The organism is Metabacillus arenae, assembly GCF_014773385.1.
Taxonomy (GTDB): Bacteria; Bacillota; Bacilli; order Bacillales; family Bacillaceae; genus Metabacillus_D; species Metabacillus_D arenae.
The window spans coordinates 24,968-40,666 of the sequence record NZ_JACXAI010000017.1; the positions used below are offsets into that span (position 1 = coordinate 24,968).

At 38.2% G+C, this 15,699-nt stretch carries 21 protein-coding genes; 16 read left to right on the forward strand and 5 right to left on the reverse strand.

Annotation, left to right across the window (positions count from 1 at the left end):
• Nucleotides 1–79: 79 nt before the first annotated feature.
• Nucleotides 80–316, reverse strand: coding sequence for a glutaredoxin domain-containing protein (locus tag IC621_RS13660; protein WP_191158877.1), 237 nt, complete (start codon nucleotides 314–316; stop codon nucleotides 80–82).
• A gap of 17 nt (nucleotides 317–333) precedes the next feature.
• Nucleotides 334–1,305: an MBL fold metallo-hydrolase gene (locus IC621_RS13665; protein ID WP_191158878.1), complete on the reverse strand. Its 972-nt coding sequence runs from the start codon at nucleotides 1,303–1,305 to the stop codon at nucleotides 334–336.
• 156 nt (nucleotides 1,306–1,461) lie between these two features.
• Between IC621_RS13665 and IC621_RS13670 the strand changes: the two genes are divergently transcribed.
• From IC621_RS13670 to IC621_RS13695, 6 genes are all read left to right on the forward strand, one after another.
• Nucleotides 1,462–1,704, forward strand: a complete 243-nt coding sequence (locus IC621_RS13670) for a YkuJ family protein (protein ID WP_191158879.1) — start codon at nucleotides 1,462–1,464, stop codon at nucleotides 1,702–1,704.
• A gap of 10 nt (nucleotides 1,705–1,714) precedes the next feature.
• Entirely contained in the window at nucleotides 1,715–1,864 is a 150-nt protein-coding gene (locus IC621_RS13675) for a hypothetical protein (RefSeq protein ID WP_191158880.1), read from the forward strand.
• A gap of 445 nt (nucleotides 1,865–2,309) precedes the next feature.
• Complete coding sequence (locus IC621_RS13680; RefSeq protein WP_191158881.1) at nucleotides 2,310–2,828, forward strand: ribonuclease H-like YkuK family protein; 519 nt, start codon at nucleotides 2,310–2,312, stop codon at nucleotides 2,826–2,828.
• Between the two features lie 129 nt (nucleotides 2,829–2,957).
• A complete protein-coding gene (gene abbA, locus IC621_RS13685; protein ID WP_191158882.1) occupies nucleotides 2,958–3,152 on the forward strand; it encodes an antirepressor AbbA in 195 nt (64 codons plus the stop codon).
• 120 nt (nucleotides 3,153–3,272) lie between these two features.
• On the forward strand, nucleotides 3,273–3,716 hold the full coding sequence (gene cbpB / locus IC621_RS13690; RefSeq protein WP_191158883.1) for a cyclic-di-AMP-binding protein CbpB: 444 nt from the start codon (nucleotides 3,273–3,275) through the stop codon (nucleotides 3,714–3,716).
• Between the two features lie 255 nt (nucleotides 3,717–3,971).
• Nucleotides 3,972–5,396, forward strand: coding sequence for an MDR family MFS transporter (locus IC621_RS13695; protein WP_191158969.1), 1,425 nt, complete (start codon nucleotides 3,972–3,974; stop codon nucleotides 5,394–5,396).
• 19 nt (nucleotides 5,397–5,415) lie between these two features.
• Here the strand turns inward: IC621_RS13695 and IC621_RS13700 are convergent, their stop codons facing one another.
• Nucleotides 5,416–5,784, reverse strand: a complete 369-nt coding sequence (locus tag IC621_RS13700; protein ID WP_191158884.1) for a VOC family protein — start codon at nucleotides 5,782–5,784, stop codon at nucleotides 5,416–5,418.
• 331 nt (nucleotides 5,785–6,115) lie between these two features.
• Between IC621_RS13700 and IC621_RS13705 the strand changes: the two genes are divergently transcribed.
• From IC621_RS13705 to IC621_RS13720, 4 genes are all read left to right on the forward strand, one after another.
• Entirely contained in the window at nucleotides 6,116–6,997 is an 882-nt protein-coding gene (locus tag IC621_RS13705) for a LysR family transcriptional regulator (RefSeq protein WP_191158885.1), read from the forward strand.
• 1,061 nt (nucleotides 6,998–8,058) lie between these two features.
• The gene (dapD, locus tag IC621_RS13710) at nucleotides 8,059–8,766 is read left to right on the forward strand and encodes a 2,3,4,5-tetrahydropyridine-2,6-dicarboxylate N-acetyltransferase (RefSeq protein WP_191158886.1); all 708 of its coding nucleotides are present in this window, start codon (nucleotides 8,059–8,061) and stop codon (nucleotides 8,764–8,766) included.
• 106 nt (nucleotides 8,767–8,872) lie between these two features.
• Entirely contained in the window at nucleotides 8,873–10,003 is a 1,131-nt protein-coding gene (locus IC621_RS13715; protein WP_191158887.1) for an N-acetyldiaminopimelate deacetylase, read from the forward strand.
• Between the two features lie 57 nt (nucleotides 10,004–10,060).
• Complete coding sequence (locus IC621_RS13720; protein WP_191158888.1) at nucleotides 10,061–10,309, forward strand: YkuS family protein; 249 nt, start codon at nucleotides 10,061–10,063, stop codon at nucleotides 10,307–10,309.
• A 305-nt stretch (nucleotides 10,310–10,614) separates the two neighbouring features.
• Here the strand turns inward: IC621_RS13720 and IC621_RS13725 are convergent, their stop codons facing one another.
• The gene (locus IC621_RS13725; protein WP_191158889.1) at nucleotides 10,615–11,448 is read right to left on the reverse strand and encodes a mechanosensitive ion channel family protein; all 834 of its coding nucleotides are present in this window, start codon (nucleotides 11,446–11,448) and stop codon (nucleotides 10,615–10,617) included.
• 384 nt (nucleotides 11,449–11,832) lie between these two features.
• Here IC621_RS13725 and IC621_RS13730 point away from each other — a divergent pair, with 384 nt between their 5' ends.
• The 3 genes from IC621_RS13730 to IC621_RS13740 all read left to right on the forward strand — a co-directional run bounded on the left by IC621_RS13730 (nucleotide 11,833) and on the right by IC621_RS13740 (nucleotide 13,626).
• Nucleotides 11,833–12,375: a peroxiredoxin gene (locus IC621_RS13730; RefSeq protein WP_191158890.1), complete on the forward strand. Its 543-nt coding sequence runs from the start codon at nucleotides 11,833–11,835 to the stop codon at nucleotides 12,373–12,375.
• A gap of 99 nt (nucleotides 12,376–12,474) precedes the next feature.
• Nucleotides 12,475–12,927: a TlpA family protein disulfide reductase gene (locus IC621_RS13735; RefSeq protein WP_191158891.1), complete on the forward strand. Its 453-nt coding sequence runs from the start codon at nucleotides 12,475–12,477 to the stop codon at nucleotides 12,925–12,927.
• A 498-nt stretch (nucleotides 12,928–13,425) separates the two neighbouring features.
• A complete protein-coding gene (locus IC621_RS13740) occupies nucleotides 13,426–13,626 on the forward strand; it encodes a cold-shock protein (protein WP_191158892.1) in 201 nt (66 codons plus the stop codon).
• Nucleotides 13,627–13,686: 60 nt separating this feature from the next.
• Here IC621_RS13740 and IC621_RS13745 read toward each other — a convergent pair whose 3' ends face one another.
• Complete coding sequence (locus tag IC621_RS13745; RefSeq protein ID WP_191158893.1) at nucleotides 13,687–13,866, reverse strand: H-type small acid-soluble spore protein; 180 nt, start codon at nucleotides 13,864–13,866, stop codon at nucleotides 13,687–13,689.
• A 210-nt stretch (nucleotides 13,867–14,076) separates the two neighbouring features.
• Between IC621_RS13745 and IC621_RS13750 the strand changes: the two genes are divergently transcribed.
• From IC621_RS13750 to IC621_RS13760, 3 genes are all read left to right on the forward strand, one after another.
• On the forward strand, nucleotides 14,077–14,277 hold the full coding sequence (locus IC621_RS13750; protein ID WP_191158894.1) for a cold-shock protein: 201 nt from the start codon (nucleotides 14,077–14,079) through the stop codon (nucleotides 14,275–14,277).
• A 598-nt stretch (nucleotides 14,278–14,875) separates the two neighbouring features.
• Nucleotides 14,876–15,079, forward strand: coding sequence for a cold-shock protein (locus IC621_RS13755; RefSeq protein WP_191158895.1), 204 nt, complete (start codon nucleotides 14,876–14,878; stop codon nucleotides 15,077–15,079).
• 101 nt (nucleotides 15,080–15,180) lie between these two features.
• Nucleotides 15,181–15,681, forward strand: coding sequence for a metallophosphoesterase family protein (locus IC621_RS13760; protein WP_191158896.1), 501 nt, complete (start codon nucleotides 15,181–15,183; stop codon nucleotides 15,679–15,681).
• The last annotated feature ends 18 nt before the right edge of the window (nucleotides 15,682–15,699 follow it).

The following is a 15,699-nucleotide window of genomic DNA, read 5'->3' on the forward strand; positions in this document are numbered from 1 at the left end:
CTGTTCCCCACCCCCTCTATCAGATCGAGAACGAAGCTTGGTATCCGCAGTACCAAGCTTTTTTCATGCTCGATAATCTTTATACTCCTAACAATTTCTCTAATTCCTGTAAGTCAAATCCCCTAACCACACTTTCACCAACTGTTACCGTTGGAGTTGAAGAAGATTCTAAATCATAGACTAACCGTTCCCGTGCATCAAAATCAGTGGAAATATCTATTTCTGTATATTGAAATTGATGATGATCCAGAAATTGTTTAACAATTTTGCAGGGCGGACAATCAGGTTGTGTATATACTGTGATCTTTTTAGTCATTAAGCATATTCCTCCACCTAAGAAATCTTTTCCTTCGCTTTTTTAGTAAAGTAATCAACAAGACCCATCGCGCAAACGGATAAGTCGATTTTTAGAATATCATAGACTGAATGAGATCGTGCAACATTTTGTCTTTTTAAATACCCAAAGATCGTATTTTCCAGCTCTGTTGTTACATGAGAAGCTAATCTTTCTGTGTCTTTCCCACCTTCTTTTGTACAAATGCGTTCAGCTGTATCTACAAACAGAGGGAGCCAGGTTCTTAAGTTGGTAATCGCTTTCCCGGGATCATGACTAATTCCAAAGTGGCTGAAATACAGATAGTCCGGATTTAGTTTTTCAATCATCTCTGCAGACATAAGCATTGCCTCAGGATCGAATTGATTGGGTGATGTGGAAGGTAAGTAAAATTCTAAACCATGGTCCAATAATTCTTGATAGAAGATTCCAATCGCATCTCCAGTAAAAATTCCATTACTAACTGAGTCGTGTATGCTAAAATGGTGATTGGCATGTCCTGGGGAATTGTAAAATGTAAGAGTGCAATTTTCGCTAAGGTTTAATGTATCCCTATCTTCTTTTACTATGATTTTTTCTTCGTTAATTGGAATAATAGGAGTAAACAGCTTCTCAAATTTTTCTTGGTATACAGTTTTCGCTCCGGTGATTAAACGGGATGGATCGATTAAGTGCCTGGCACCCTTAGGATGAACAACAATTTTTGCTTGGGGACATTTTTCTAAGAATAAACCAGCACCACCGGCATGATCAAGATGAATATGTGTTACAATAACGTAGGAAACATCTGATGGGGAAAACCCAAGCTGTGTTAATCCGTTTAGCAAATGGGGGATTGAAGGACTTGCAGACGTTTCAACAATCGTTAGTTTGTCCTCTTTTAGAACATAGGAGCTTGTTCGCCCTTTCATCCCAAGATCAACACAATCTATAATGGAAATGCGGTCATTTACATGAAAAACAGTCGCCATACATGATTCCTCCCATTTTAATCTGCGAATTTTCTTCCATAATATCTATTTTAAGTTAAATGTGTAGAAAATTCAAACAATTGGAAAAGGAAGGAACTGTATTCATGCCATAGAGATTGATGAACTAAATGGCAGGATTGAAAGGAGTAAATACATATGTCTCAGTTATCAGCGATAATTACAAGGTTACAAAGTCTTCAAGAAACAGCAACAGAAAACAATGAGCCAATGCAGCGGTATTTTGAAGTAAATGGTGAAAAAAAATGCAGTGTGAAGTATTTTGAGAAAAACAGTACATTTGAATTAACCGTGTTTGAAAAGGATGAAAAACCAAGAACCTATCCATTTGACAACATTGATATGGTGGCGATTGAAATTTTTGAACTAATCCAAGCTTAGGAGGATTCAGATGGAAAAGAGCCCAATAGTTATATGTCCAAACTGCAGCAGCCAAGAAACAATTGGAAAGGTTTTAACAGCTCAATCAAATCAGAATGTTATTTTCACATGTCATTCCTGTGGATATCAATTAAAGAATATTAAAACAAGCAAGGGATAAGACTGCACATTTTAGTGCCGGATTTTTTCAGAAAATGATTTCCGGCACTATTACTGTGAGTAAGTCTTTTTCTTTTTCGGCAAGGTTTTTTCGTTGTCAGCACCATGAGACATTGACATTACGGTATATAGGTTAAAAATTAATCGCCAAGAAGGTTAAAGAACATTCTTCATGCTTCTTGGACAAGCCCTCTTTTAAATTCCTAATGTGTATAAAAAAATACGGGTTTCGCTATACTAGTTAGCCTGAGCAGTTTATGAAACCTAAAAAAGGAATGATCCTTTTACTCCATGATCGACAAAAAGTGACACCTTCTAAAACAATCTCATTCGATTTAATGAAATTTTTACACAACAAGTGCCTTTTATATTCATATAATATAGGGCAGCTCCCAGAGGGGACAGCTTACTGGAAAACCTATCTGTCACAATTAAGGAGAGGAAACATGACTTTCGACTTTCAGTTTTATAATTTAACGGAAAGTAATATGACATTCTCAACCGTGATTAAAAGGTTAACAGATTTTATCTATAAGGATCCAAGGTGTTCTTTTGTATTATCAATTGGATCTGATTCCCATGTTCACCAAAACCAAACAAAATTTATAACAGCCATCCATTTGCACAGAGTTGGCAAAGGTGCGTGGGGATGTTTAAAAAACACGATTATACCCAGACCTATTCACTCTGTCCACGAGAAAATCTCATTAGAAACTACCCTCAGCCAGGAACTAGCCTATGAATTCATCTCCAACTACTTAATAAAATTATCCGACATTCTTATTCCATTTGCAGATGAAGGAGCAGATCTTACCTTTGAAATTCATTTGGATATTGGCAAAAAAGGTGTGACTAAAGAATTAATTCAGGAAATGACTGGCCGAATCACGGCAATGGGCGTAGAAGCCAAAATAAAGCCCGATTCCTATACGGCATTTAGCTATGCAAACCGGTATACGAAGTAAAGTAACAACTGTCGAATCTTGCGGTTGACGAAAGAAGTATAACAACGTATGCTTTTTAAGGGTTTCTTTTATCCAAATACTGTATTATATGTGAAAGAATAACTAACACTGCAAATAGGGGGACATACTATGTGTATTACATGTGAACATTTGACAGAAGAAGAAAAAGAAATGCTTGTAGGCTTATTATTAGATAATCAATATGCATTAGAACTTTTAAGCAGTGAAATAAATGATATTGAAAATGGGAACAAAAAAGTAAATCAAAGACAATATCAAAAGCTATTGACCTTGTATGATCGGATTCGTTTTGAAATGAATTAACTACATAGTGTTTAAAGCGCTATTTTCCGCTTAATGTGATATCATAAAAGAAGGTTAGTAAAGTGGTGATTAGGGGTATTAGTATTTCGTTCAAGGATAGAAAGAGAGGAAGATTCAAATATGATAAGCCTTCGTGCGGAAGAATTACTAGACACGACCATTCATAGCTTAATTATTCCAGGTGACAAAGTTGCACATGTTAATGTGAAAAATAACCTGGAGCACGCATTACTTGTTCTAACTAAAACGGGTTACACAGCAATTCCTGTATTAGACTCAGCCTTTAAACTATGCGGTTTAATTGGTACGAATATGATAATGGATTCAATTTTAGGCTTGGAAAGGATCGAATTTGAAAAGCTCGAAGAAATAAAAGTAGAGGAAGTAATGAACTCGGAAATACCGCGACTTAAACTAACAGACTCTGCTTCAAAAGCGCTTGACCTCTCAATCGACCACCCATTCATTTGTGTTGAAAACGAAGAAGGAACCTTTGAGGGCATTTTTACTAGAAGAGTTATACTTAAACAATTGAAAAGCCATATGAATAAGCTAAATAAATAATTAAAAGTTATCCGCTGCTACAGGCTGCATGCTTGGACGCTAATAAGTGTCGAATCTCAGCTTTGGCGGCGGTTTTTTTCAGTGCGATTTTCGAAATCATTTTTCGGTACCAGGTACCAAAAAAAGGTTAGCGAAAAAATGCTGCTGTCATACGTAGACAAGGGGTGAATCGATTTGGGACAAGGAGTACTAGCTAAACAACAGGAACTATTTAAAAATAAACAAACGAAACGCCCGCTCGTTCTGGCAGCTGTTATGCTTGCTATGTTTATGTCAGCGATTGAGGCTACCATCGTATCTACAGCGATGCCTGCAATAGTAGCTGATTTAGGTGGCTTTTCCCTTTATAGCTGGGTATTTTCTTCTTATCTTCTAATGAATGCAGTTACGATCTTACTATATGGGAAGCTTTCTGATTTATTTGGAAGAAAACCAATTATTATTTTTGGGATAGTCGTTTTTCTGGCTGGATCGATTCTTTGTGCTTTGGCCGGGTCAATGGAATGGCTTATTGCCGCCAGGTTTGTTCAAGGACTTGGAGCTGGAGCGGTTCAACCAGTTGCAATAACGATTATTGGTGATATTTATACAAAGGAAGAAAGGGCAAAAATCCAAGGATACTTAGCAAGTGTGTGGGGAGTATCAGCGATTATGGGACCTGCCATTGGGGGGATCCTTGTTCAATATGTAAGTTGGAAATATGTTTTTTGGCTAAATCTCCCCCTCGGCATTCTTTGTATTTTTGGTTTAGTTTATTTTTTTCATGAGGGAATTGAAAAGAAAAAACATCAAATCGATTATCTAGGTGCTGTTTTACTATTTACTTCAATTAGCATTTTAATGGTTGTATTAGTAGAAGGCGGTGTTAACTGGCCGTGGAGCTCTCTTCCTGTCATCCTGCTGAGCTTAGCAGCACTTATATTGTTTAGTCTTTTTGTCATTCAGCAAAAAAGAGCTCCAGAGCCAATGATGCCTTTTGATATTTGGCAGGAAAGGTCAATCCTTATCGCAAACCTGACGTCACTTACAACAGGTGTAATGTTGATTGGGTTGTCTTCCTTTTTACCTGCGTTTGTACAAGGTGTCATGGAACAGACTCCGATCGTTGCAGGCTTTACATTAACAGCCATGTCAATCGGCTGGCCGATCTCATCAACGATCTCTGGAAGGCTATTGCTGAAAATCGGCTTTCGAACAACATCAGTAATCGGCGGCGTTGCTCTTATTGCAGGAAGCATCGTCTTTTTGACTTTATCTCCAAATGATGGTCCGCTATTAGCTGGAGCTGGCTCCTTTTTAATAGGAGTTGGAATGGGGATGACATCTACTTCATTTATTGTTTCGATTCAAAGTTCTGTCAGCTGGAAAAAACGAGGAACAGCTACCGCAGCTAATATGTTTATGCGCAACCTGGGAAGCACTGTCGGAGCAGCATTGTTAGGTGGAGTATTGAACAGCCGTCTGCAAGCATATATATCGAAAAATAATCTCGAGGATGAAGTAGATGTTAACACAACAAACTCCCTGCTAAACACAGAGCAACGGGGAAATCTTAATGAAGAAACGCTGGCTGTTCTACAGGACGGGCTAACTAATGCCCTTCATCAGGTTTTTTACGTACTATTTGCTTTTGCACTGGTAAGTTTTATTCTACTCCTATTTCTTCCGAAGAAAGAATAAAAAGAAAGCAGCTGACCTCTTATTCTTTTTCTAATAATTCAATCCTGTTTCCAAAGGGGTCAAAAAAAGAGAAACGATTGACAAAAGGGATTGGCTTTTCATCTTGGATAAGAATGCCATAACTTTCTAAAAACGCTCTAGCAGCATGAAGATGATTCACCTTAAAAGCTGGGTGTCGTTTGCTTTTTATATTCTTCATATTTTCCGTTCCGATATGGAGGGACACGGTACCCGATTTGCACCAAAAGCCCCCATTTTCTTTTAGGGAGTCTGGTTTTTCGATTTCTTTAAATCCAAGAAGCTCTAAATAAAATTTTTTTGCTTCTTCTTCTTTTCCGGTCGGGATGCAAATTTGAATATGATCAATTTTTACAATGTTCCATTCCATTTTATATTCACCTCTAATTAAATGTCTCTCCTTCAGGCTGCATGGAAAAGCTTGAAAATGAACGAATTGTTTTCGAAACTTCGTCGAAGCGATGATGGCTTAAACTATATATCCTAGCAGAAGCAAAGAGGGCATCCCGATTAATCCTCCTCCCCCTGCAAGAGTGCCTTTTAATAATGGACAAAGCCAATTAAAATCTTGTCTACCCTCTTCTTTTCGAAGATTACTTCTACCTTTCTATTTCTATCGTATACGAAAAATGTTCATTGTGTAATTTCAAAAAAGATCGATTATAATATAAGAAAAACTTATTGGATGAGGGGGAAAGGATGTGCAAATTTCAGAGCTGCGTATGCTTGTAGTTTTAGGCGAAGAAATGAATATGCGAAAAGCATCAGAGCGGTTATTTGTATCTCAGCCAGCTTTATCTCAACGCCTGCAATCAATTGAAAAAGCTTGGGGAAAGAAGATTTTTATCCGCTCCCAAAAAGGCTTAACCTTAACGCCGGCAGGTGAAAAAATAATCAGCTTTGCAAAAGATGTGACTTTTCGCCAAGAAAAGGTACGAGAAGAAATTGATGAGTTATACGGAGAGGTGCACGGTACATTAAAGCTTGCTGTTGCTTCCATCATCGGACAAAACTGGCTCCCAAAAGTGCTGAAAACATATGTGAAAAGATACCCGAACGCAAAAATCTCTTTAATCACAGGTTGGAGCAGCGAAATATTAAAAAGCTTATATGAAGATCACATCCATATAGGTATCATACGTGGGAATCCAGAGTGGAAAGGGATAAAGAAGCACCTTTTAACTGATTCATTATTTTTAGTAGACACAGAAATTAATGATATTGAAGAGGTACGGCACACCGAAAAGCCTTTCATTCAATTTAAAAGTGATTCCACCTATTATCAGGAAATACAAGACTGGTGGCACCAGCGTTTCAAAACCTCACCAAAGCGGACGATAGTAGTCGATCAAATTGAAACATGCAAACAAATGGCGATAAATGGAATTGGCTATGCGATCCTGCCAGACGTGACAATTAACGAAACAGTCCAAGATATATATAAAATCCCGCTTCTTAACCAAGACGGCCAACCCTTGGTTCGCGATACTTGGCTTTTAGGTCATGAATCTGCCTTCGAGCTCAAACAGGTTCAAGCATTTCTTGATTTAATTGAAGAATACAAAATGCAGGATGAAGGGTAATGAAGTTGCACGCTATTACTGCAGTTAGATCTGGATTCGTTATTTCAGTTAGGAAAAATTCGCGTAAAGAACGAGACAATTCAACTAAAGTAACTCAATAAATATATGCTACTTAAGCTTTTAGCAAAAAATCGCGCATAGATCCCGGGTTCGCGCATAGAAGCTGAAGTTTCGCTCATAGAATCCAGTGAACCGCGCATAGGCAGAACCAAATCGCGCATAAAACCAAGGTTCGCGCATAGAAGGGAAGATTTCGTTCATAGAACCCAGTGAATCGCGCATAGGCAAATCCAAATCGCGCATAAAACCAAGGCTCGCGCATAGAAGGGAAGATTTCGTTCATAGAATCCAGTGAACCGCGCATAGGCAGCTCCAAATCGCGCATAAAACCAGGTTCGCGCATAGAAGCTGAAGTTTCGCTCATAGAACCCAGTGAATCGCGCATAGACAGCTCCAAATCGCGCATAAAACCAAGGCTCGCGCATAGAAGCTGAAGTTTCGCTCATAGAATCCAGTGAAACGCGCATAGGCAGCTCCAAATCGCGCATAAAACCAGGTTCGCGCATAGAAGGGAAGATTTCGTTCATAGAACCCAGTGAACCGCGCATAGGCAAATCCAAATCGCGCATAAAACCAAGGCTCGCGCATAGAAGCTGAAGTTTCGCTCATAGAATCCAGTGAACCGCGCATAGGCAGCTCCAAATCGCGCATAAAACCAGGTTCGCGCATAGAAGGGAAGATTTCGCTCATAGAACCCAGTGAACCGCGCATAGGCAGCTCCAAATCGCGCATAAAACCAAGGCTCGCGCATAGAAGGGAAGATTTCGCTCATAGAACCCAGTGAACCGCGCATAGGAGTGCAGATTTCGCTCATAGAACAATGGAAATCGCTCATAGCTTAATTGTGGTATTATGTCCGATTTGCAAAAGTGCTTCTATATATAGAATTAATCACCTGGATGAAATATACAGCTCACTGCAGTATTCATTCAGCTTGTCAACGTCTAAATCCTTTGATACAGTAAAGAAGCACATAGAATTTGAAGGAGGATTTTCTACATATGAAAATGATGGATGCAAATGAAATTATCTCATTTATACAAAACAGTACAAAATCTACACCGGTAAAGGTGTATGTAAAGGGTGACCTGGAAGGGCTAGACTTTGGTTCTTCTTCAAAAACGTTCATAACTGGAAATAGTGGTGTTGTTTTTGGAGAATGGGCAGAAATCAAAGAAGTTGTTGAAAACAATGATAAAATTGAGGATTTCGTCATTGAAAATGACCGCAGAAATTCTGCTATCCCTATGTTAGATCTTAAAGGAATCAATGCTCGCATCGAGCCAGGTGCAATTATCCGTGATCAGGTTGAAATTGGCAACAATGCTGTTATTATGATGGGTGCTTCTATTAATATCGGTTCTGTTATCGGGGAAGGCACGATGATCGATATGAATGTTGTCATGGGTGGCCGTGCTACAGTAGGAAAGAACTGCCATATTGGAGCTGGAGCTGTTTTGGCAGGTGTTATTGAGCCGCCTTCTGCAAAACCTGTAGTGATCGAAGATGAAGTAGTGGTTGGAGCTAACGCTGTTATATTAGAAGGGGTTACAGTTGGAAAAGGCGCTGTGGTCGCAGCTGGTGCAATTGTAGTTGAGGATGTAGAGCCATATACAGTTGTGGCAGGAACACCAGCACGTAAAATTAAAGATATCGACGAAAAAACAAAATCAAAAACAGAAATCAAACAAGAATTAAGACAACTATAAATCACCATAATTTTTTTAGAGGCTGACCTACTGAAAGAACAGGCTAAACTAGCTTTTGGCTGTTCAAAAGAGGCCAGCCTCTCCTTTAGAGTGAGGATGAAATAAGATGACATACGAGCAATTAATCGACATTCGCAGAGCACTGCACCGCATTCCTGAATTAGGTTTTCAAGAATATAAAACACAAGCTTTTTTACTGGATTATTTAAAAAGCTTGCCAAATGAACGGGTCGAAATAAAGTCTTGGAAAACAGGTATTTTTGTGAAAATAAACGGGATAAACCCTGCAAAAACAATAGGGTATCGTGCAGATATTGATGGCCTGCCAATCACCGAAGAGACAGGCTTTGAATTTCAATCTGAACATATTGGGCAAATGCATGCCTGCGGACATGATTTCCATATGACGATTGCACTTGGAATTCTCACCCATTTTGCCAGAAATCCAATAGATGATGATCTATTATTTATTTTTCAGCCTGCCGAAGAAGGACCGGGCGGAGCCGAACCTATGCTTCAAAGTACGGAAATGAAACAGTGGAAGCCTGATATGATCACTGCATTACATATATCACCAGATCTCCCCGTTGGATCTATTGCTACCAAGCCTGGTCTGTTATTTGCGAATACTTCTGAATTATATGTAGATCTGAAAGGAAAAGGCGGTCATGCTGCATATCCTCATACTACACAAGATATGGTGGTGGCCGCCTGTTCACTTGTTACTCAGCTCCAATCAATTGTTGCAAGGAATGTCGATCCTCTCGATAGTGCCGTTGTGACAATTGGGAAAATTGCCGGAGGCACTGTGCAAAATATTATTGCAGAACGTGCAAGAATTGAAGGAACGATTCGCACTTTATCAGTCGAATCTATGAAAAAAGTGAAGGAGCGCATTGAAGCGCTTGTCCATGGTGTAGAAATCGGATATAACTGCGAGGCTGTTATTGACTACGGAGCTATGTACCATCAGGTCTTTAATGAAGAACAATTAACGGACGAATTTATTGAGTTTGTGAATGATGATCCCCACACAAAATTCATTTTATGTAAAGAAGCGATGACAGGCGAGGATTTTGGATACATGCTGGCTGACATACCAGGTTTTATGTTTTGGCTTGGTGTAGAATCAGAATATGGCTTGCATCATGCAAAACTGCAGCCCAATGAAGAAGCAATTATCAAAGCGGTCAGCCTTATGTGCAATTATATAACTTTTAAAGCAAACCAAGGATAATACGGTATAAACCCTGCCTCCATGAGACACATTATTTGTAGGAGGTGGATTAAAAAAATGCCAAAAATCGGTGTTGAACAATCCCTGTCAGATGTAGAAGCAGCATTAAAACAAAAGGGTTATGATGTTGTACAGCTGAAAAATGAAAACGATGCAAATGGCTGTGATTGCTGTGTCGTAACTGGACAAAATTCCAATGTTATGGGGATCAATAATAGCGTTATTCCCGGCTCAGTTATTGAAGCAAGCGGGATGTCTGCAGATGAGATCTGCCAGCAGGTCGAAAGCAAAATTCAACGACAATAGAAAAAGGTCAGGCACTAAGGTTCAAATCGGTGCCTGGCCCCTTTTTTATGCAAAAATTTCGAAAACGGTGCAAATAATCGGCTGACGGTACAAAAATTTCGAAAACGGTGCAAATAATCGGCTGACGGTACAAAAATTTCGAAAACGGAGCGAAAAATCGTCTGACGGCGCAAATATTTCGAAATCGGAGCAATTAATCAGCTGACGGTGCAATTATTGCGTTACCGGCGCAATTAACATTTATCCGATTACAGAAGTACAAAACATCAAAAGGCTTCGCCCTCAGCGAAGCCTTTCTCATAGTACTATTCTTTTTTCTCAATATACACTTGATGAGGGAACGGTATTTCGATCCCATTTATATCGAATGCTTCTTTTAGTTCTTTTCGAATTTGCCGTTCAACAGCCCATTGTTCCATGTTCTCCGTTTTGGCGATGACGCGAAGGACAACATCAGAAGCACCTAATGATTGCACCCCAATAACATTTGGTCCATCAACGATTGTTGGAGTTTCTGCTGCAATGCGGTCACATACCTGCTGAATGACTTGAATAGCCTCATCTATATTGTCATCATAAGAGATCCCGATATCGACAAGTGCTCTCATGTTTCCGCGAGAATGGTTGCTTAGGTTTGTAATTTCTCGATTAGGAACGTAATGGAGAGTTCCATCAAATCCTCTAATTTGTGTGGTTCGTAGTCCTACTTGTTCTACTATGCCGTTGAAACCAGCTGCTGTAACATAATCTCCGACATCAATTTGTTTTTCAAGCAATAAAAAGAAACCTGTAACCACATCACTTACTAAACCTTGAGCACCAAACCCTATTGCGAGTCCAACAACTCCTGCCCCTGCGAGCAGGGCCGTCGCATCATATTCAAAAACTTGAAAGACCATGACAACGAAAATAAAAATCAGTACATAAGCAAATACGTTTAGACTTAAGCTTTGCAGTGTTTTCGCTCTCCCAAGAGAAATATTTTCTCTTGTTTGCAGTCGATCAAACATTTTTTCAATCAGTTTTGTACCTATCGCTCTGACGATGAAAAAAACGATAATGATTCCAATTAATTTTAATGCAATAATTCCTGCGCCCGTCATTATAGCAGCCCAGTTTATGTTTTCTATTACAGCCATTTTTCCTCTTCCTTTCTTATGTAATTCAAAAAAGCATTATACTTGGTTCCCTCTTTTAGGACATGTTAAACTAAATGTAACGATAAAAGCTGGGGCAGTTGTAAAGTCTATCACAAAAGAAAAAAATTTCAATTGAATAATTGAGCAAATTCCATGATTGAATTGAAGAAGAAAAGGGAATAACAATCAATGGGCTATTTTTTTAGTCGATTTAAATTCCTTCTTTAAATTAATTATTATTTAATATTGACTAAAAAAAGAGGTTCAGTTATAATTTTATATGAATTAGGAAAGTTAATTGAGAATCAAATTATTGAATTCTCAATTGCATATGAAAGGTAAGAATCATTTCTTATCAAATCAAATTATATGGAGGGATACATAATGGCAGAACGTATGGTAGGTAAACAAGCTCCAAGATTTGAAATGGATGCTGTTTTGGGAAACAAAGAATTTGGTAAAGTAAGCTTAGAGGAAAACATGAAAAACGACAAATGGACAGTGCTTTTCTTCTATCCAATGGATTTCACATTTGTATGCCCAACAGAAATTACAGCTTTATCTGATCGCCACGATGAGTTTGAAGATCTTGACGCTGAAGTAATCGGTGTATCAACTGACACTATTCATACTCACTTAGCTTGGATCAACACAGACCGTAAAGACAATGGTCTAGGAGATCTTAAATATTCACTTGCTGCAGACACAAATCATGTTGTTTCTCGCGAATACGGTGTATTAATTGAAGAAGAAGGTGTAGCGCTTCGCGGATTATTTATTATCAATCCAGAAGGTGAATTACAATATGCTGTTGTGAACCACAACAACATTGGCCGTGACGTTGACGAGACTTTACGCGTACTTCAAGCTCTTCAAACTGGCGGACTTTGCCCTGCAAACTGGAAGCCTGGACAAGCTACTTTATAAATCACTATTTATGAATATGAAAAGGGGCCTAACGGTTAGTTAGGTCTTTTTTAAGCAATTTTAAATCCTGATAACAGGGTTAATATTGGAGGAATTACGATGAAATTAAGAGAACAAATGCCTGAGTTAACTGGTGCAACCGAATGGTTAAACGGAGAGGTTTCTAAAAGTGAATTAACAGGTGAAAAACCAACCTTAATCCATTTCTGGTCTATCAGCTGTCATCTTTGTAAGGAGGCAATGCCTCAAGTTAACGAATTTCGTGATCAATATAAGGATAAATTAAATGTAGTTGCCGTTCATATGCCACGTTCAGAAGATGACTTAAAATTAGAAGACATCAAAAAAGTAGCAGGCGAGCATGATATTACACAGCCCATTTTTGTAGATAGTGAGCATAAATTAACAGATGCATTTGAAAATCAATATGTACCAGCCTATTATGTGTTTGATAAAGAAGGACAATTACGACACTTCCAAGCAGGCGGAAGCGGTATGAAAATGCTGGAAAAACGTGTAAACCGTGTCTTGAATGAAACAGAAAACGCGTAGTCAAGGGAGTAGCCATTTCAGCTACTCTTTTTTTATGAGATCAAGTTAAGTTAAAAAAGTATTAAATTATTTATGTTGGCTACCGATGTCCGGCGCAGGCAGACAGGACGTCCTAGTGCCGGCCAGGCGCCATCGGCTCTTTAGGTCATAAGCCAATCCGTCAAATAGGTTAAAGAAACAACCTTCATGCCGGCTCGCCTGAATGCTTGTCGCAGAAGGACTAGCCCCCTGAGCTTTTCGTTCTTTTGAAAAAATTTAATTAAGCTATGAAATGAATGTAAACTCTTGCAATTCATAGAAAATTCAATTAATATATTCTTGTGACTTAAAAAGTTAAAATGTAGAAGCTAAGTTTCAAATATCTGGAGCTTTGAAATTCACATGTTAGAAAGGTGATTAACTCCAAATAGTTGATCTTCTTTTTAATATGTGAATTTTTATTTGCCATACAAGTAAAGAAAAGGAACATATTAAGAATTATTTTGGAGGGTTTTATTAATGGAAACAGGGACAGTTAAATGGTTCAACGCAGAAAAAGGTTTTGGCTTCATCGAGGTTGAAGGCGGGAGCGATGTATTCGTTCACTTTAGTGCAATCACGGGCGAAGGATTCAAAACGCTTGAAGAGGGTCAAAAGGTTCAATTCAACATTGTTGAAGGTAATCGCGGACCGCAAGCAGCAGATGTAGTGAAATTATAAATTCTGCAAATTAGACAAGCTGCCGAATAGGCAGCTTCCTCTTTGCTAAAATATTTGGGGCTATTCTTCTTTTAGCTCAGTAACAGATACTTCATGTTCGTCTTCAGGATTTCCATCAAAAAAGATTCTCGCTGTTGCTTTACCTTCATCTACATGTTGGATATAAATCGGTTTCCCGTTAAAAGTCACTTGATAAGACTTACCAGAACCTGAAATTTCCTTGGCACGCTGTATGTTCATATTGATAACTCCTTTTTTTCGTTTTCTCTTTTTAATATTTGGTTATTTTTTGTTTTTTATTCCTATTTAGTTGACGATATAAAAATATTTTGATAGTATTAATTGTTACTACTAAGATTTGATATTTTGATTAGGAAACAGCTTCGTGAATTTTCTTGATTTTTTAATACTTAACTCTTAGTGTGAACATTTTTTCTAGGAGGCAATAACATGCAAACAGGTACAGTTAAATGGTTTAATGCAGAAAAAGGTTTTGGCTTCATTGAAATTACTGAAGGCAACGATGTATTCGTGCATTTCTCTGCCATTCAAACAGAAGGTTTTAAAACATTAGAAGAAGGTCAGAAAGTTTCTTTCGAAGTTGTTGAAGGTAATCGTGGACCTCAAGCTGCAAACGTACAAACAGCTTAATTGATATAGATGATGAAGTGGATTAAATGTTCGCTTCATCATTTTTTATAGCTTAAGAAAATTTATGTTTATTAAAGTGTTAACGTGTAAAAGCGAGATATCTTTTTCCAGCGCAGGGCGCAACGGCCCTGAGGTCTCAGGGTCAATTCGTCAAGAAAGTTAAAAAATAACCCTTCATGCCGGCTCGCCTTGTGTTTGTCGCCGATAGGCGGTCGCTCTGCGCTTTTCTTATAAGATCAGAAAGTTTAATTTAATTAAAGTATTAACGTATTAAAGAGTGTTGTCGTTGTCTAGCTCCAGGCGCCATCGGCCCTTAGGTCATAAGCCAATCCGTCAAGAAGGTTAAAGAACAACCTTCATGCCGGCTCGTCTTATGCTTGTCGCCGAAGGATTAGCGCCTTGCGCTTTTCGTTCTATAACTTTTAAATCACTCTCTATTTATGGAAAGTTTGAAAAAATTTGATAAAAGCAAGATAAATAGGGTATGATAGTAGGGTGAAGTTCATTCTTGATCTAAAATTCTCTCCTTAAAGAAAGGTTCCCTCTTAGGCCCTTTTTTTAATTAGTGGATTTGAATGGTCTTTGGAGGTGGGTTGGTATGGCTTTTGGCAGAAAACCTGAAGAAGAAATTGTAACTGAGGAAACAAAAGTTTGGGAATGTTCAGCAGATGATTGTAATTGCTGGGTAAGAGACAACTTTAAAAGCAGTGAAACACCTCTTTGTCCTATTTGTAAAAGTGAAATGACTTCAACAACAAAAGTATTACAGGTTGTTAATAACAATAGTCAGCATTTGTTCTAATAATTAAATAAAAATAAAAGGAAGGCAATAGTTGTTACGGTACCATCTAACGACTATTGCCTTTGTTTTATTCCTGTTATCTTTATTTAAAGGAGTTTCTTATGAAAATCATTGTCCTAGCAGATACTCATATCCCTAAAAAAGCGAAAAAATTACCTGAAATCCTGATTGAGCACCTAAAGGAGTCAGATTTAATCATCCACGCAGGCGATTGGCAGACCCTTGAAGTGTATGATGAACTGGCTAAATATGGAAATGTGGTTGGAGTAGCGGGAAATGTAGATGATGAAAAGATCCAGCAAAAGTTTGGACTTATGCAAACATTATTTGTTCATGGTTACCGAATAGGAATTGTTCATGGCCATGGAGCAAGAGGGACTACGAAAAAAAGAGTATTAGAAGCATTTAAAGAAGAGAATATGGATTGTATCATTTTTGGCCATTCCCATATTCCTGTAAATGAAAAAATTGAAGGAACCTTCTTATTTAACCCCGGATCTCCTACTGATAAAAGAAGACAACCCAAATTTTCATTTGGAGTCATTACCGTTACAGAAAAGGACTTCCAAATAGATCACGTTTTTTTCAGCAAAAAAGACTGAATACACCTTTATTAAAAG